16 protein-coding genes and 1 pseudogene are annotated in these 15,781 nt (G+C 71.6%); 14 read left to right on the top strand and 3 right to left on the bottom strand.

Going from position 1 to position 15,781, the window contains the following annotated elements:
- Positions 1 to 328 precede the first annotated feature (328 nt).
- Positions 329 to 1,702, top strand: coding sequence for an allantoinase AllB (gene allB, locus ACOBQB_RS05845; RefSeq protein WP_423589313.1), 1,374 nt, complete (start codon positions 329 to 331; stop codon positions 1,700 to 1,702).
- Between the two features lie 4 nt (positions 1,703 to 1,706).
- Complete coding sequence (alc, locus tag ACOBQB_RS05840; protein ID WP_423589311.1) at positions 1,707 to 2,822, top strand: allantoicase; 1,116 nt, start codon at positions 1,707 to 1,709, stop codon at positions 2,820 to 2,822.
- 72 nt (positions 2,823 to 2,894) lie between these two features.
- Here alc and ACOBQB_RS05835 read toward each other — a convergent pair.
- A pseudogene (locus ACOBQB_RS05835) lies at positions 2,895 to 3,634 on the bottom strand (SDR family oxidoreductase).
- A gap of 191 nt (positions 3,635 to 3,825) precedes the next feature.
- Between ACOBQB_RS05835 and ACOBQB_RS05830 the strand changes: the two are divergent.
- From ACOBQB_RS05830 to ACOBQB_RS05820, 3 genes are all read left to right on the top strand, one after another.
- Positions 3,826 to 4,434, top strand: a complete 609-nt coding sequence (locus ACOBQB_RS05830) for a dihydrofolate reductase family protein (RefSeq protein WP_423589310.1) — start codon at positions 3,826 to 3,828, stop codon at positions 4,432 to 4,434.
- A gap of 117 nt (positions 4,435 to 4,551) precedes the next feature.
- Positions 4,552 to 5,481: a DMT family transporter gene (locus ACOBQB_RS05825; protein WP_423589308.1), complete on the top strand. Its 930-nt coding sequence runs from the start codon at positions 4,552 to 4,554 to the stop codon at positions 5,479 to 5,481.
- A gap of 64 nt (positions 5,482 to 5,545) precedes the next feature.
- Positions 5,546 to 5,965, top strand: coding sequence for a ribonuclease domain-containing protein (locus tag ACOBQB_RS05820; RefSeq protein ID WP_423589307.1), 420 nt, complete (start codon positions 5,546 to 5,548; stop codon positions 5,963 to 5,965).
- Between the two features lie 46 nt (positions 5,966 to 6,011).
- Here ACOBQB_RS05820 and ACOBQB_RS05815 read toward each other — a convergent pair whose 3' ends face one another.
- Positions 6,012 to 6,218, bottom strand: coding sequence for a hypothetical protein (locus tag ACOBQB_RS05815; protein ID WP_423589305.1), 207 nt, complete (start codon positions 6,216 to 6,218; stop codon positions 6,012 to 6,014).
- A 169-nt stretch (positions 6,219 to 6,387) separates the two neighbouring features.
- Here ACOBQB_RS05815 and ACOBQB_RS05810 point away from each other — a divergent pair, with 169 nt between their 5' ends.
- The 3 genes from ACOBQB_RS05810 to ACOBQB_RS05800 all read left to right on the top strand — a co-directional run bounded on the left by ACOBQB_RS05810 (position 6,388) and on the right by ACOBQB_RS05800 (position 8,802).
- Entirely contained in the window at positions 6,388 to 7,623 is a 1,236-nt protein-coding gene (locus ACOBQB_RS05810) for a sensor histidine kinase (RefSeq protein ID WP_423589303.1), read from the top strand.
- Positions 7,620 to 8,291 (top strand): response regulator, encoded by a 672-nt coding sequence (locus tag ACOBQB_RS05805; protein WP_423589301.1) that lies wholly within the window; start codon positions 7,620 to 7,622, stop codon positions 8,289 to 8,291. The genes ACOBQB_RS05810 and ACOBQB_RS05805 overlap by 4 nt, the downstream gene beginning before the upstream one ends.
- A gap of 73 nt (positions 8,292 to 8,364) precedes the next feature.
- Entirely contained in the window at positions 8,365 to 8,802 is a 438-nt protein-coding gene (locus tag ACOBQB_RS05800) for a PaaI family thioesterase (protein ID WP_423589300.1), read from the top strand.
- 18 nt (positions 8,803 to 8,820) lie between these two features.
- Here ACOBQB_RS05800 and ACOBQB_RS05795 read toward each other — a convergent pair whose 3' ends face one another.
- The gene (locus tag ACOBQB_RS05795; RefSeq protein ID WP_423589299.1) at positions 8,821 to 9,825 is read right to left on the bottom strand and encodes a Gfo/Idh/MocA family protein; all 1,005 of its coding nucleotides are present in this window, start codon (positions 9,823 to 9,825) and stop codon (positions 8,821 to 8,823) included.
- A 165-nt stretch (positions 9,826 to 9,990) separates the two neighbouring features.
- Between ACOBQB_RS05795 and ACOBQB_RS05790 the strand changes: the two genes are divergently transcribed.
- The 6 genes from ACOBQB_RS05790 to ACOBQB_RS05765 all read left to right on the top strand — a co-directional run bounded on the left by ACOBQB_RS05790 (position 9,991) and on the right by ACOBQB_RS05765 (position 15,754).
- Positions 9,991 to 10,728, top strand: a complete 738-nt coding sequence (locus tag ACOBQB_RS05790; protein WP_423590428.1) for a GntR family transcriptional regulator — start codon at positions 9,991 to 9,993, stop codon at positions 10,726 to 10,728.
- A gap of 227 nt (positions 10,729 to 10,955) precedes the next feature.
- On the top strand, positions 10,956 to 11,945 hold the full coding sequence (locus ACOBQB_RS05785) for a sugar ABC transporter substrate-binding protein (RefSeq protein ID WP_423590426.1): 990 nt from the start codon (positions 10,956 to 10,958) through the stop codon (positions 11,943 to 11,945).
- Positions 11,942 to 12,997, top strand: a complete 1,056-nt coding sequence (locus tag ACOBQB_RS05780; RefSeq protein ID WP_423589297.1) for an ABC transporter permease — start codon at positions 11,942 to 11,944, stop codon at positions 12,995 to 12,997. Before ACOBQB_RS05785 ends, ACOBQB_RS05780 begins: the two co-directional genes overlap by 4 nt.
- Positions 12,994 to 13,809: an ATP-binding cassette domain-containing protein gene (locus ACOBQB_RS05775; RefSeq protein WP_423589295.1), complete on the top strand. Its 816-nt coding sequence runs from the start codon at positions 12,994 to 12,996 to the stop codon at positions 13,807 to 13,809. The genes ACOBQB_RS05780 and ACOBQB_RS05775 overlap by 4 nt, the downstream gene beginning before the upstream one ends.
- 187 nt (positions 13,810 to 13,996) lie before the next feature.
- Positions 13,997 to 15,154 carry an ROK family glucokinase gene (locus ACOBQB_RS05770; protein ID WP_423589294.1) on the top strand — a complete coding sequence of 386 codons (1,158 nt, stop codon included), beginning with the start codon at positions 13,997 to 13,999 and terminating at the stop codon, positions 15,152 to 15,154.
- Positions 15,155 to 15,754 (top strand): sugar kinase, encoded by a 600-nt coding sequence (locus ACOBQB_RS05765; RefSeq protein ID WP_423589293.1) that lies wholly within the window; start codon positions 15,155 to 15,157, stop codon positions 15,752 to 15,754.
- Positions 15,755 to 15,781: the final 27 nt, after the last annotated feature.

The raw sequence follows: 15,781 nt of genomic DNA, 5'->3' as shown, positions 1-15,781 counted from the left end.
GGCGGGCAAGGAAGCAGCCTACCGGGCGGTTCTTGCCAAGGGGTCTCGCGCGTGGGGGCGTCATAGCCGGTCAGGGGGGCTTTGTCCGTGTCTTCGCAGGCTTGTCCGGTGGTCCATGGCGGTGTGATTGTGGGTAGCTACGTTCTGCGTGGTGGAATCCTAATTTCACTCTGTGGAAACGTCCAGTCGGAGGTGTGGGGAGTGCCGGGTGTCGAAGTCAACCCTTGACGCCGTGCTTACGAGCGTGAAAACTCCTTCAACAGAACGTTGAATTCCGTTAAGCGGAAGCAAAAGGTCTGTGTAGCGGAACAGAAGAGAGGGGACACGGGTGTCCGAGAAGGACGTGGACGTGGACACGAGCGTTGCCGCGGGTGTGGAGCTGGTGCTGCGCTCCACCCGCGTCGTCACCCCGGAGGGGACGCGCGCCGCCTCGGTCGCCGTCTCCGGCGGGAAGATCGTGGCCGTCGGCGCGTACGACGCCGCGGTGCCGGACGGTGCGCGCCTGGAGGACTTCGGTGACGACGTCCTGCTGCCCGGCCTCGTCGACACCCACGTCCACGTGAACGACCCCGGCCGCGCGGAGTGGGAGGGCTTCTGGACCGCCACCCGCGCCGCCGCCGCCGGTGGCATCACCACCCTCGTCGACATGCCGCTCAACTCCCTGCCTCCGACGACGACGGTGGACAACCTGCGCACCAAGCAGGACGTCGCCCGCAGCAAGGCGCACATCGATGTGGGGTTCTGGGGCGGTGCCCTGCCCGACAACGTCGCCGATCTGAAGCCCTTGCACGACGTCGGTGTCTTCGGGTTCAAGTGCTTCCTCTCGCCCTCCGGCGTCGAGGAGTTCCCCGAGCTCAACCAGGACCAGCTCGCCACCTCCATGGCCGAGATCGCCGGCTTCGGCGGTCTTCTGATCGTGCACGCCGAGGACCCGCACGAGCTGGACGCCGCCCCGCACAAGAGCGGCCCCAAGTACGCGGACTACCTCCAGACCCGGCCGCGTGTCTCGGAGGACACCGCGATCGAGGGGCTCATCGCCGTCGCCAAGCGCATCGGTGCCCGCGTGCACGTCCTGCACCTGTCGTCCTCGGACGCCATTTCGCTGATCGCCGCCGCCAAGCGCGAAGGCGTACGGCTGACGGTGGAGACCTGCCCGCACTACCTGACCCTGACCGCCGAGGAAGTCCCGGACGGCGCCAGCGAGTTCAAGTGCTGCCCGCCCATCCGGGAGGCCGGCAACCAGGACCTGCTGTGGGACGCGCTCGCCGACGGCACCATCGACTGCATCGTCACGGACCACTCCCCGTCCACCGCCGACCTGAAGACCGACGACTTCGCGACCGCCTGGGGCGGCATCTCCGGGCTCCAGCTGAGCCTGCCCGCCGTATGGACCGAGGCACGCAAGCGCGGTCACTCCCTCGATGACGTGGTGCGCTGGATGTCCACGCGCACCGCGGAACTGGTCGGACTCGACCAGAAGGGCGCCATCGAGGCGGGCCGCGACGCCGACTTCGCGGTCCTCGCGCCCGACGAGACCTTCACCGTGGACCCCGCGGAGCTGCACCACAGGAACCGGGTCACGGCGTACGCGGGCAAGACCCTCAGCGGCGTCGTGAAGTCCACCTGGCTGCGCGGCGAACGCATCCTGCACGGCGGCGAGTTCACCGAACCCGCGGGCCGACTTCTGGAAAGGAACAACTGACACAGTGACGGCGATTCCGCACTTCACCGGCGACGCGAGCCCCTACGGCGGCGGCGAGCCCTACGCCGACTACCGCACGGCCGACTTCCCCTTCACCCAGTACGCCAACCTCGCCGACCGGCAGCTCGGCGCCGGGGTGATCGCCGCCAACGACGAGTTCTTCGCGATGCGGGAGAACCTGTTGCTCCCGCACCCCGCCGTGTTCGACCCCGAACACTTCGGGCACAAGGGCAAGGTCATGGACGGCTGGGAGACCCGCCGCCGGCGTGGTGTCTCCGCAGAGCACCCGTGGCCCACCGAGGCCGACCACGACTGGGCCCTCGTGCGGCTCGGCGCGCCCGGCGTCGTCCGCGGCATCGTCGTCGACACCGCCCACTTCCGCGGCAACTACCCGCAGGCCGTGTCCGTGGAGGGCACCAGCGTCGAGGGCTCCCCGACGCCCGAGGAGCTGAGCGGCGACGACGTGAAGTGGACGACCCTCGTCCCGCGCACCCCCGTCGGCGGACACGCCGCCAACGGCTTCGCCGTCGACGTCGAGCAGCGCTTCACGCACCTGCGCGTCAACCAGCACCCGGACGGCGGCATCGCCCGCCTCCGCGTCTACGGCGAGGTCGCCGCCGACCCGAAGTGGCTCGCCGCGCTCGGCACCTTCGACGTCGTCGCCCTGGAGAACGGCGGCCAGGTCGAGGACGCCTCCGACCGCTTCTACTCCCCGGCCACCAACACCATCCAGCCGGGCCGCTCCCGCAAGATGGACGACGGCTGGGAGACGCGCCGCCGCCGCGACACCGGCAACGACTGGATCCGCTACCGGCTCGTCCAGCAGTCCGAGATCCGCGCCGTCGAGATCGACACCGCCTACCTCAAGGGCAACTCCGCCGGGTGGGCCTCGCTCTCCGTACGCGACGGCGAGAGCGGCGAGTGGACCGAGGCGCTGCCCCGCACCCGCCTCCAGCCCGACACCAACCACCGCTTCGTCCTGGACACCCCGGTCGTCGGCACACACGTACGCGTCGACATCTTCCCGGACGGCGGCATCTCGCGCCTGCGTCTGTTCGGTGAGCTGACGCAGGACGGCGCGGCCAAGCTGGCGGCCCGCCACCAGGAGCTGGGCGGCTGACCCGCCCCCGCAGAACGTGGGGCGCACCGGGTGGACAGCCCCGGTGCGCCCCGCATCCCTTTCCGGCGGGCCCTACGCCGCGTGACCGCCGTCCACCGACAGCTCGGTGCCCGTGAGGTACGCGGCGTCGTCCCCGGCCAGGTAGTTCACGAGGGACGCCACCTCGTCGGCGGAACCGAAGCGGCCGAGTGCCGTCATGGCACTCTGTCCGCCGGCGAAGGGTCCGTCCGCCGGGTTCATGTCGGTGTCGATGGGGCCCGGCTGGACCAGGTTCGCCGTGATCCGGCGCCCGCCCAACTCCCGTGCCAGCGCCTTGTTGAGGCCGATCAGCGCGGCCTTGCTCGTCGCGTAGAGCGTGGAGCCGGGGCCCGGGACCCGCTGGGCCACGCAGCTGCCGATGGTGATGATCCGGCCGCCGTCGCGGAGCCGTCCGGCGGCGGCCTGGGAGGCCAGGAAGACCCCGCGTACGTTGACCGCCAGGACCCGGTCGACATCGGCGAGCGACAGGTCGGCGAGGGGACCGAGGGCTCCGATGCCCGCGTTGTTGACGAGGACGTCCAGGTGGCCGAGGTCGCCGGCGGCGCGTGCCACGGCGCCCGCGGCGTCCCCGGATCGGCCGCGTCCGCCCGGATCGCGAAGCCGCGCCGCCCCATGGCCTCGATCTTCGCGACGACCTCATGGGCCGCCGCCTCACTGTGCGCGGACGTGAGGGCCACGTCCGCGCTTTCCTGCGCCAGGCGCAGCGCGATCGCCGCGCCCATGCCGCGGCTGCCGCCGGTGACCAGGGCGGTCCTGCCGGTGAGAGAAGGCATGTCCCTACCTCGTTCTCGTTCTGTGTGACGAATAAGTGCTTGCGGGTTCAATGAAAGGCGTCGTCCCGGCCGGGGGCCGGCGGGAAACGGACGCGGATCTGCGAGGGCGCTCCTCGGGCAGCGATGACTTCCGGCCAGTGGCACGGTCTGAGTAGGTGACGGACCGCGTTACCGGAGGAGAGGTGTTCGCCATGAAGATCACATTCACCCAGTTCCTCACCCTCGACGGTGTCTTCCAGGCGCCGGGCGGCCCGGACGAGGACCGCGGCGGTGGCTTCGAACACGGCGGCTGGTCGGTGCCCTACGGCGACGACGACTTCGGCGCCTTCGTGGACGAGGTCTTCGCACAGGCCGACGCGTTCCTGCTCGGGCGCGGGACGTACGAGATCTTCGCCGGGTACTGGCCCGCGGTGCACGACCCCGACAACCTCGTGGCCACCAAGCTCAACGACCTGCCCAAATACGTCGCGAGCACCACACTGACCAGCGCCGACTGGCAGGGCGCCCACATCATCGGCCGCGACGACCTGGTCAAGGACGTCACCGCGCTCAAGGAGCGGCCGGGGCGCGAGCTCCAGATGCACGGCAGCGGCGGTCTCGCGCGGTTCCTGCTGGGGCACGGCCTGATCGACACCCTGCACCTGCTGACGTTCCCCGTCGTCCTCGGCACCGGCAAGCGGCTCTTCACGGAGGGCGTCCCGCCCACCGCCTTCCGGCTCGCGCGGTCGCGTACGACTTCCACGGGCGTCGTCATCAGCACGTACGAGCGTGCGGGACGGCCGGAGTACGGCAGCTACTAGCGGCCGCTCCGGGGCCGGTCACGTCTTCACCTCGCGATCTTCGCCCGCTACGGTGTGTGCTCCGCGTGAGAGCCGCCGAAGTCTCCACATCGCCGCACCCGTTGGAGACCGTGCCCCGTGTCGACGCTCACCGCCCCCGCCACGCTCGCCCCGCGCAGCGCCTGGCGCACCGATCTGCCCGTCCTGCTCGTCGCCGTGGTGTGGGGCGCCAGTTACCTCGCCGCCAAGGGCATCACGACGACCCACACCGTCGTCGCCGTCCTCGTGCTGCGGTTCGCCGTGGTGCTGCCCGCGCTCGTGGTGACGGGGTGGCGCTCGCTCCGCGCGCTGACCGGCGCCCAGTGGCGCGGGGCCGGGGTCCTCGGGCTGATCCTCAGCGTGATCTTCCTCCTGGAGACATACGGGGTCGTCCACACCTCGGCGACCAACGCGGGCCTCATCATCAGCCTCACCATGATCTTCACGCCGCTCGCGGAGGCCGCCGTGCGGCGTACCCGGCCGCCGCGCGCGTTCCTCGCGGCGGCCGGCCTGTCCGTCCTCGGCGTGGTCCTGCTGACCCAGGGCGGCGGCTTCACGCGGCCCTCGGCCGGCGACCTGCTGATCCTCCTCGCGGCTCTCGCCCGCACGGTCCACGTCCTGGCCATGTCCCGAATCAAGGCCGTGCGCGACGCGGACTCGCTCTCCCTCACCACGGTCCAACTCGGTGCCGCGGTGGGGGTGTTCGCGGTGCTCGCGGCCGTCGGCACGGGACGGTCGCCGTGGTCCGTCGCCGTGGGTTTCGGTGCGCGGGAATGGGCGGGGCTGCTCTTCCTCTCCGTCTTCTGCACGCTCTTCGCCTTCTACGTGCAGATGTGGGCGGTACGGCGGACCTCGCCCTCCCGGGTCAGCCTCCTGCTCGGCACGGAACCGCTGTGGGCCGCGGCGGCCGGCATCGCCCTGGGCGGCGAACGGCTGGGGCTGGTGGGTGCGTTGGGCGGGGCGCTGGTTCTCGTGGGGACCAGCTGGGGGCGCGGTGCGCTGCGTGAACGGCCGGGCCGGGAAAGTTAACTCGTGGAGAATTTCGGGCACTTGACGTTGACACGCCAACCTCTACGCGCGTCACACTGATCCCATGCGAATCCCCCCACGAATCCTCGGCGTCACCGCCCTCGCCGCCGCCCTCCTTGTCGGCGGCCCTGTCACGGCCTCCGCGAGCGCGGCCCCCACCGCTCCCGCCGCGTCCGCGTCGTCGTACTCCGTCACCGCGGTCGGCGACATCTGTTACTCCGCGCTGCCCCCGCAAGCGCACGACACCCTGAAGCTCATCGAGGCGGGCGGCCCCTACCCGTACCCGCAGGACGGCACCGTCTTCCAGAACCGCGAGGGTGAGCTGCCGCGGCAGGGCTCCGGCTACTACCACGAGTACACCGTGGTCACGCCGGGCTCCGACGATCGCGGCGCCCGCCGCATCGTCACCGGCGAGAAGAGCCGGGAGGACTACTACACCGCCGACCACTACGCCTCGTTCGACCTGGTGGACCACGGCTGCTGAGGCCGGCCGGGTGATGTGACGCCGGGCCGTGTGGCGTCGCGCGCGGTCAGTCCGCCTTTCCGCTCTCCGCGGCGGCGAACAGCGCGACCGCCAGCACGATCATGGCGATGCTCGCGTACAGCTCGTAACTCTCCAGGAAGCCGAAGCGCCTCAGCAGGCCCCAGCCGTACCGCTCGTCGGTGAGGTCGTGGACCGCGCCGCCGGCGCCCTGGACCAGCAGGAGAAAACCGAGAAATTCCAGAAGCCGCTTCATGGTCGAGATCCTCGCTCCGCGCCTTCCCCGCGCGCATCGGCCGCGGGGCGAGGATCTGTCCGGCGGACCGGTCCGAAAGTCGGGGACGCCCGCGACTTTGGTGGACGATCACCCGCGACGGACGTCCACGGCCGTCTCCAGCCGCCGCCGGTGCGTAGATTTGTCGACCATGAGCGGTACTGAACCCACGCGACCCCCCGGGAGGCCCTGGGCGCTGCCCTCCACCCTTGCCCGGGAGTTCGACCGGAGCGGCGCCGGGGGCCGGGGGCGGCGGACCGTACGCGACTGGTTCGCCGACTTCACCTGCTTCGGCGCGGCCGTCCTCCTCGGCATGGTGGGCGCCGACGCCATCAGCTCCAACCCGCACGTCGCCCAGGACCTCGCCGACTTCGACCAGGTCGTCGGGGCGCTCGCCTGCGCCGCGGTCTGGCTGCGCAGACGGTGGCCGGTGGGCCTCGCCGCCGCGATGGTGCCGGTCGGCCTGGTCTCCGACACGGGAGGCGGCGCGGCGGCCGTCGCCCTCTTCACCCTCGCCGTGCACCGGCCCTTCCGCTACGTCGCGTGGATCGGCGCCGCCTCCATCGCGATGATCCCCTTCGCGTACTGGATGCGCCCGGACGCCGAGATGCCGTACGGGGTGTCGATCGCCTTCGGGGTGCTGGTCACCCTGACGGTCATCGGCTGGGGCATGTTCGTGCGCTCCCGCCGCGAGCTGCTGCTCAGCCTGCACGACCGGGCGCTGCGCGCCGAGAACGAGGCCGCGCTCCGCGCCGAACAGGCCCAGCGGCTCGCCCGCGAGGCCATCGCCCGCGAGATGCACGACGTCCTCGCGCACCGCCTCACCCTGCTCAGCGTCCACGCGGGCGCCCTGGAGTTCCGCCCCGACGCGCCCCGCCCGGAGATCGTCCGCGCGGCGGGCGTCATCCGGGAGAGCGCCCATGAGGCCCTCCAGGACCTGCGCCAGGTGATCGGCGTCCTGCGCGGCGGCGACACGGAGGCATCGGGCCGCCCGCAGCCCACGCTCGCCGCCCTGGACACCCTGGTCGCCGAGTGCCGCGAGGCGGGCATGGAGGTCGTCCTCGACAACCGCGTCACGGACCCCGCGGCCGTGCCCGCCGCCCTCGGCCGCACCGCGTACCGCATCGCACAGGAAGCCCTGACCAACGCCCGCAAACACGCCCCCGGCGCCGAGGTCACCGTCACCGTCACGGGCGCGCCCGGCGAAGGCCTGACGATGACCGTACGCAATCCCGCGCCGCCCGGCGACGTGCCCACGGTGCCCGGCTCCGGCCAGGGCCTGATCGGACTCGCCGAACGTGCCCAGCTCGCCGGCGGCAGCCTCGCCCACGGGGCGGGGCCCGGCGGCGGATTCCACCTGGAGGCCTGGCTACCGTGGGCGTCATGAAACCGATCAGGCTGCTCCTCGTCGACGACGACCCGCTGGTGCGCGCCGGACTCTCCTTCATGCTCGGCGGCGCGGACGACATCGAGATCGTCGGCGAGGCGGGCGACGGCACCGAGGTCGCCCCGCTGGTCGGCGAAGTCCGCCCCGACGTCGTCCTGATGGACATCCGCATGCCCACGATGGACGGGCTCGCCGCCACGGAGGCCATGCGCAAGCGCCCCGACGCCCCCGAGGTCATCGTCCTGACCACCTTCCACGCCGACGAACAGGTCCTACGGGCCCTGCGGGCGGGCGCCGCCGGTTTCGTCCTGAAGGACACGGCGCCCGCCCAGATCGTCGCGGCGGTCCGCGCGGTCGCCGCGGGCGAGCCGGTCCTCTCCCCGACGGTCACCCGGCAGCTGATCTCGCAGGTGAGGGGCGCAGACCCTCAACTGGAGCGCAGGCGAAGGGCGTTGGCGCGGCTCGACGCGCTCGGCGAGCGCGAGCGGGAGGTCGCCGTGGCGGTGGGCCGGGGCGGTTCGAACGCGGACATCGCGGCCCAGCTGTTCCTGAGTGTCGCGACGGTCAAGGCCCATGTCTCCCGCATCCTGACGAAGCTGGACCTCAACAACCGGGTGCAGGTCGCGCTGTTGGCGCACGACGCGGGGCTGCTGGACGAGGACGGCTGAGGCGGCCCCCTCCACCGGGCGGCCCCCTCGCCGGGCGGTTCCGGACGGTTCCGGGCGGTGGTAGTAATCGTGCATGACTGAGACGCCGCCCGAGCCCATCGATCTCGCCATGGCCCAGAAGGTCCTGGACGCCCAGCCGTTCAGCAGGCTCGTGCGGGCGCGCATCACGCGGTTCGGCGAGGGCGCGGCCACGCTGGAGATCGGCGCCCGCGAGGAACTGCGGCAGCAGAACGGCTTCCTGCACGGCGGCGTCCTCGCCTACGCCGCCGACAACAGCATCACGTTCGCCGCGGGCACCACGCTCGGCCCGGCCGTGCTGACCTCCGGCTTCTCCATCCAGTACGTACGTCCCGCGACCGGCGCGAAACTCGTCGCCCACGCCGCAGTCGTCCACACGGGCCGCCGCCAGGCGGTGGTGCGCTGCGAGCTGTTCAGCGTGGGCGACGGGGGAGACGAGGACGCGAGGACCCTGTGTGCCGTCGCCCAGGGGACCGTGCTCTCCACCGCCTGAGGGCCGGGGCGCGGCGCCTCAACCCGTGGGGATCTCCGTCATCGGCACCGGCCGCCGCTCCCGCCGCGACCGTTCGCACGCCTCCGCGATCCGCAGCGCGTGCAGCGCCTCACGGCCGTCGCAGGAGTTCGCCCGCTCCCCGCGTACGACCTCGACGAAGGCGGCCAGCTCCGCCTCGTACGCGGGGGCGAAGCGCTCCAGGAAGCCGGGCCACGGCGTGACCGGCGCGGGCGGGCCCGCCGGTTCCGCCGAGGTGAGCGGAGTGCGGTCGTCCAGGCCGACCGCCAACTGGCCCAGCTCACCGGCGAGTTCCATGCGTACGTCGTAACCCGCGCCGTTGAGCCGGGTCGCCGTCGCCGTGGCGAGCGTGCCGTCGTCGAGGGTGAGCACCGCCGCCGCGGTGTCCACGTCGCCCGCCTCGCGGAACATGGCGGGGCCCGCGTCGGAGCCGGTCGCGTACACCTCCGCCACCTCGCGCCCCGTCACCCAGCGCAGCACGTCGAAGTCGTGGACCAGGCAGTCGCGGTAGAGGCCGCCGGACAGCGGCAGGTACGCGGCCGGGGGCGGCGCCGGGTCCGAGGTGATCGCGCGTACGGTGTGCAGCCGCCCGAGCCGGCCCGCCCGCACCGCCTCACGCGCCTTCGCGTACCCCGCGTCGAAGCGCCGCTGGAAGCCGAGCTGGAGCACCGTGCCCGCGGTCTCGACCTCGGCGAGCGCGGCCAGCGTGCCCGGCAGGTCGAGCGCGATGGGCTTCTCGCAGAACACCGGGAGCCCGGCCCGCGCCGCCCGGCCGATCAGCTCGGCGTGGGCCGCGGTCGCCGCCGTGATCACCACGGCGTCCACCCCGAGCGTGAAGACGTCCTCCACCGAGGGCGCGGCCACCGCCCCGGTCCGCCCGGCGAGGTCGGCCGCCCGCACCGGGTCCGCGTCGGCGACGACGAGCGACGTCACGTCGGGGTGACGGCTCAGGGCCGCCGAGTGAAAGGTGCCGATACGGCCCGTTCCGATCAGTCCGATGCGCATGACGTCCACCCTCGTCATGTGTGCCCCGCCCTGTCAATCGTTTGTCCGGACAATTGCACGGTCCTGTCAACAGAACTTCCCGTCATCATGCGCCGGGACTACGCTCGGCCCGTGTCCAAACCAGCCGCCAAACCAGCTCAGGACCAGCGGGCCGGCGACCCCGCCGTGACCCTCCGGCTCGGCGTCGACCGCAGCAGCCCGGTCCCGCTCTACTTCCAGCTCGCCCAGCAGCTGGAGTCGGCGATCGAGCGCGGCGCCCTGACTCCGGGGAGCCTCCTCGGCAACGAGATCGAGCTCGCCGGACGGCTCGGCCTCTCCCGGCCCACTGTCCGTCAGGCCATCCAGTCCCTCGTCGACAAGGGCCTGCTCGTACGGCGCCGGGGCGTCGGCACGCAGGTCGTGCACAGCCAGGTCAAGCGCCCCCTGGAGCTCAGCAGCCTCTACGACGACCTTGAGGCGGCGGGCCAGCGCCCCGAGACCCGCGTCCTGCGCAACACCGTCGAGCCCGCCTCCGCCGAGGTCGCCGCCGCGCTCGGCGTGGCCGAGGGCGACGAGGTGCACCGCGTCGAGCGGCTGCGGCTGGCCCACGGCGAGCCCATGGCGTATCTCACCAACCACCTGCCGACAGGACTCCTCGACCTCGACACCGCGCGCCTTGAGGCCACCGGGCTCTACCGCCTGATGCGCGCCACCGGCCTGGCCCTGCACAGCGCGCGGCAGTCCGTCGGGGCCCGCGCCGCCACCGCGGAGGAGTCCGAACGCCTCGCCGAGCCGCCGGGCGCCCCGCTGCTCACCATGCGGCGCACGACGTTCGACGACACGGGACGCGCGGTGGAGTTCGGCGCGCACGTCTACCGGGCGTCGCGCTACTCCTTCGAGTTCCAGCTCCTCGTACGGCCGTAGGCGCCTTCCGTGGCCGTGGGGCCCACGTGGCTCACGGTCGACAGAATGTTCTGACAAAGTCATTGACGCTGCCGCGCGCCCGCCGCTAGAACTCCCCCCACCGCACTCGGGCGATCCGCGTGGTCGATACTTGGGCGGCTGGGGCCGGGGATCCGGACCGGCCGCACGGAGCAGTAGAGCTAGAAGGGCACGGCGTCGTGACAAGGGTGAAGACAGGGGTACGCGCGGTGGGGGCCGCGCTGGTGGCGGTGCTCGGTGTGACCGCGGGGCTGACCGGATGCAGCAGCACCGGCGGCAAGCGCGCGGAGGACGCCCGCAAGGCGGCAGCGGCGGGCGGCAGGGCCGCGGTGGACACGCCGCGCTGGACCTTCGGCATGGTCACGCACTCCGGTGACGGCGACACCTTCTGGGACATCGTGCAGAGCGGCGCCAAGCAGGCCGCGGTCAAGGACAACATCAAGTTCCTGTACGCCCATGACGACGAGGCCCAGCAGCAGGCCCAGCTCGTCGACTCGTACATCGACAAGAAGGTCGACGGGATCATCGTCACGCTGGCCAAGCCCGACGCGATGAAGGGCGCCCTGGCCCGCGCGAAGAAGGCCGGCATCCCGGTGATCACGGTGAACTCCGGCTCCGCGGAGTCCAAGAAGTTCGGCGCGCTCACGCACATCGGCCAGGACGAGACGATCGCCGGCGAGGCCGTCGGCGAGGAGCTGAACAAGCGCGGCAAGAAGAAGGCGCTGTGCATCCTGCACGAGCAGGGCAACGTAGGCCATGAGCAGCGCTGCGAGGGCGCCAAGAAGACCTTCGACGGCACGATGCAGAACCTCTACGTGACCGGCACCACCATGCCCGACGTCCAGTCCTCCATCGAGGCGCGCCTCCAGAGCGACAAGTCGATCGACGCCGTCATCACCCTCGGCGCGCCCTTCGCGGACACCGCCGTGAAGGCCGCGGACAGCGCGGGCAGCAAGGCCGAGGTCGACACGTTCGACCTGAACGAGAAGGTCGCCGCGGGCCTGAAGTCCGGCGACCTCGGCTTCGCCGTCGACCAGCAGCCCTACCTCCAGGGCTACCAGGCCGTCGACCTGCTCTGGCTGTACAAGTACAACGCCGACGTGCTCGGCGGCGGCAAGCCCGTCCTGACCGGCCCGCAGATCGTGACCAAGGACCAGGCCGACGAGCTTGAGGAATACGCGAAGCGAGGGACCCGATGACCGCCACAGCGCCCGCGCCGGCTCCGGATACCCAGAGCGACGAGCGCTTGCTGAAGTCCTCGCCGCTGAAGAAGCTGCTCGGCCGCCCCGAGCTGGGCTCGGTCGTCGGCGCCGTCGCCGTCTTCCTCTTCTTCTCGATCGTCGCGGACAGCTTCCTCCAGGCCTCCAGCCTCGCCACGGTCCTGTACGCGGCCTCCGCCCTCGGCATCATGGCCGTGCCGGTGGCGCTGCTGATGATCGGCGGCGAGTTCGACCTCTCGGCGGGCGTCCTGGTGACGACGTCCGCGCTGATCTCCTCGATGTTCAGCTACCAGATGACGGCGAACGTCTGGGTCGGCGTCCTCGTCTCCCTCGTCGCCACCCTCGCGGTCGGCGTCTTCAACGGCGTCATGCTGACCCGCACCGACCCGCCGAGCTTCATCATCACGCTCGGTACGTTCCTGATGCTGACCGGCATGAACCTCGGCTTCACCAAGCTGATCAGCGAGACCGTCTCCACCAAGTCCATCGCCGACATGGAGGGCTTCTCCTCCGCCCAGGACGTCTTCGCCTCCACGATCACCCTCGGCGGCGTCGACTTCAAGATCACCATCGTGTGGTGGCTGGCCCTGATCGCGGTCGCCACCTGGATCCTGCTGCGCACCCGCGTCGGCAACTGGATCTTCGCGGTCGGCGGCGGTGAGGAGGCGGCCCGCGCGGTCGGCGTCCCGGTCGCCGCGACCAAGATCGGCCTCTACATGGGCGTCGCCTTCGGCGCCTGGATCTCCGGCCAGCACCTGCTGTTCAGTTACGACGTGGTCCAGTCCGGCGAGGGCGTCGGCAACGAACTGATCTACATCATCGCGGCCGTCATCGGCGGCTGCCTGATCACCGGCGGCTACGGCTCCGCGGTCGGCGCGGCCGTCGGCGCGCTGATCTTCGGCATGGTCAGCAAGGGCATCGTCTACGCCGAGTGGAACCCCGACTGGTTCAAGTTCTTCCTCGGCGTGATGCTGCTCCTGGCCACCCTGCTCAACCACTGGGTCCGCAAGCGCGCGGAGGCGACGAAATGACGGAAGAGACCGACGCGACGCCCACGGCGGAGCGGACCCCGCTCGTCGAGCTCGACGACGTCAGCAAGTACTACGGCAACATCCGCGCCCTCGAAGGTGTCTCCCTGGAGGTCCACGCGGGCGAGATCTCCTGCGTCCTCGGTGACAACGGCGCCGGCAAATCCACCCTCATCAAGATCATCGCGGGGCTGCACCAGCACGACGCGGGCGGCTTCCGCATCGAGGGCGAGGACGCGCGGCTCGGCTCGCCGCGCGAAGCCCTGGACCGCGGGATCGCCACCGTCTACCAGGACCTCGCCGTGGTCCCCCTGATGCCGGTCTGGCGAAACTTCTTCCTCGGCTCCGAGCCGACGAAGGGCGTCGGCCCCTTCAAGCGCATGGACGTCGACTTCATGCGCGAGACGACGCGTGCGGAGCTGCTGCGCATGGGCATCGACCTGCGCGACGTGGACCAGCCCATCGGCACCCTCTCGGGCGGCGAACGCCAGTGCGTGGCGATCGCGCGCGCCGTCTACTTCGGCGCGAAGGTCCTCGTCCTCGACGAGCCGACGGCGGCGCTCGGCGTCAAGCAGTCGGGCGTCGTCCTGAAGTACGTGGCCGCGGCGCGGGACCAGGGCCTCGGCGTGGTCCTGATCACGCACAACCCCCACCACGCGTATCTGGTCGGCAACCGCTTCGTGCTCCTGAAGCGGGGCATGATGTCGGGCTCCTACGCGCGCGAGGAAATCACCCTCGACGAGCTGACCCGTGAGATGGCGGGCGGCAGCGAACTGGACGACCTCCGTCACGAACTGGAGGGCCGGGACGTCTAGCGCCCGGTAGGGGCGCGGGGAACTGCGCGACAAGCCGCGACGTGGCCGCAGGCGCGTCTGCGGCTTTTCCTCGGCTGAGCGCGCTCCGCGGCGGAGCCGCACATGTCGCAGCCCCGCGCCCCTACGGGGGCGCACACCCCGTATCCCGTTGTGCGCGCCCCCACGAGAGTGAGGCAGAATCGCCGCAATGAGCACCTACCGCGACCTCGCGCACCGCGGCTCCGCACGAGCCACCGTCCTGCGGACCGTGGGCACGCGCGAACGCCGATCCCTCCTGACGGCCCCCCGCGTCAACACCGTCGGCATCGACATCGGCGGTACCAAGGTGATGGCGGGGGTCGTCGACCCCGACGGCAACATCCTGGAGACGCTCCGCACGGAGACCCCGGACAAGTCCAAGAGCCCCCGGGTCGTCGAGGACACCATCGTCGAGCTGGTCCTCGACCTCTCCGACCGGCACGACGTGCACGCGGTCGGCATCGGCGCGGCCGGCTGGGTCGACGCGGACCGCAACCGCGTCCTGTTCGCCCCCCACCTGTCCTGGCGCAACGAACCCCTCCGCGACCGCATCTCCGGCCGCCTCGCGGTCCCCGTCATGGTGGACAACGACGCCAACACCGCCGCCTGGGCGGAGTGGCGCTTCGGCGCGGGCCGCGGCGAGGACCACCTCGTCATGATCACGCTCGGCACCGGCATCGGTGGCGCGATCCTGGAGGACGGCCAGGTCAAGCGCGGCAAGTTCGGCGTCGCCGGCGAGTTCGGGCACATGCAGGTCGTCCCCGGCGGGCACCGCTGCCCGTGCGGCAACCGCGGCTGCTGGGAGCAGTACAGCTCCGGCAACGCGCTGGTCCGCGAGGCCCGCGAGCTCGCCGCCGCCGACTCCCCGGTGGCGTACGGCATCATCGAGCGCGTCAAGGGCAACGTCCCCGACATCACGGGCCCCCTCATCACCGAGCTGGCCCGTGAGGGCGACGCGATGTGCGTCGAACTGCTCCAGGACATCGGCCAGTGGCTGGGCGTCGGCATCGCCAACCTCGCCGCCGCCCTCGACCCGTCCTGCTTCGTGATCGGCGGCGGCGTCAGCGCCGCCGACGACCTCCTGATCGGCCCGGCCCGCGACGCCTTCCGCCGCCACCTCACCGGCCGCGGCTACCGCCCCGAGGCCCGCATCGCCCGCGCCCAGCTCGGCCCGGAGGCGGGCATGGTGGGCGCCGCCGACCTGGCCCGCCTGGTCGCCCGCCGCTTCCGCCGCGCCAACCGCCGCCGCGTCGAGCGCCACGAACGCTACGAGCGCTTCGCCGAGGCCCGCCGCACCGACGACCGCACTTCGCAGGGAACCCCGTAGATGACCGTCCCCCGCCAACCCACGCCCCCGGACCTCCCCGGCCCGCCCGAAGCGGGCCGCGACGGAGGCAGGACCGAGGACCGCCGTCACATGATCCGCCGCCGCTGGCTGACGGCGACGATCATCGTGCTCCTCATCGGCATCCCCGCCGGGTACCTGGTGATCTCCGCGAACCAGAGCCGCAACAGCGGCCGCGACAAGGAGGACAAGTACTCCGCGACCGGCCTCACCGAGGGCTGGCCGTCCAGGGTGCAGCGCCGCCTGTACGACGTGCCGATCCCGCCGTACTCGGCGGAGGTCGCCTACTACGAGACGAACAACTGGCGCACCAGCCGCCTCTACGTCCAGTTCCTCACGAGCAACGAGGGCCTGGACAAGTTCCTGCGCCAGGTCGGCACGGAGACGAGCGCGCTCAAGCCGAAGGACATCACCATCAGCAAGCGCGACCAGAACGTCGTCGGCTGGGAGTTCACGGGCCCCGGCCCCTGGTCGGGCCTCACCCACGAGCAGAAGGACCCGGTGCCCACGCTGGACGTCGTCGTGGACCGCGCGAACGCCCAGCACCCCATGGTGTACGTGGTGTCGACGACGACACCCTGACGGCCGCGCAGCACGACCCTCACCCGG

The sequence above is a fragment of the Streptomyces sp. G5(2025) genome (assembly GCF_049542075.1).
GTDB lineage: Bacteria > Actinomycetota > Actinomycetes > Streptomycetales > Streptomycetaceae > Streptomyces.
This window is presented reverse-complemented; position numbering and strand designations above follow the sequence as displayed.

Coding starts and splice junctions, on each gene's coding strand:
- ACOBQB_RS05820 (WP_423589307.1), top strand. CDS start 5,546: ATGCGAATCCCCCCACGAATCCTCGGCGTCACCGCCCTCGCCGCCGCC.
- ACOBQB_RS05780 (WP_423589297.1), top strand. CDS start 11,942: ATGACCGCCACAGCGCCCGCGCCGGCTCCGGATACCCAGAGCGACGAG.
- ACOBQB_RS05805 (WP_423589301.1), top strand. CDS start 7,620: ATGAAACCGATCAGGCTGCTCCTCGTCGACGACGACCCGCTGGTGCGC.
- ACOBQB_RS05815 (WP_423589305.1), bottom strand. CDS start 6,218: ATGAAGCGGCTTCTGGAATTTCTCGGTTTTCTCCTGCTGGTCCAGGGC.
- ACOBQB_RS05830 (WP_423589310.1), top strand. CDS start 3,826: ATGAAGATCACATTCACCCAGTTCCTCACCCTCGACGGTGTCTTCCAG.
- ACOBQB_RS05795 (WP_423589299.1), bottom strand. CDS start 9,825: ATGCGCATCGGACTGATCGGAACGGGCCGTATCGGCACCTTTCACTCG.
- ACOBQB_RS05765 (WP_423589293.1), top strand. CDS start 15,155: ATGACCGTCCCCCGCCAACCCACGCCCCCGGACCTCCCCGGCCCGCCC.
- ACOBQB_RS05800 (WP_423589300.1), top strand. CDS start 8,365: ATGACTGAGACGCCGCCCGAGCCCATCGATCTCGCCATGGCCCAGAAG.
- ACOBQB_RS05770 (WP_423589294.1), top strand. CDS start 13,997: ATGAGCACCTACCGCGACCTCGCGCACCGCGGCTCCGCACGAGCCACC.
- ACOBQB_RS05775 (WP_423589295.1), top strand. CDS start 12,994: ATGACGGAAGAGACCGACGCGACGCCCACGGCGGAGCGGACCCCGCTC.
- ACOBQB_RS05810 (WP_423589303.1), top strand. CDS start 6,388: ATGAGCGGTACTGAACCCACGCGACCCCCCGGGAGGCCCTGGGCGCTG.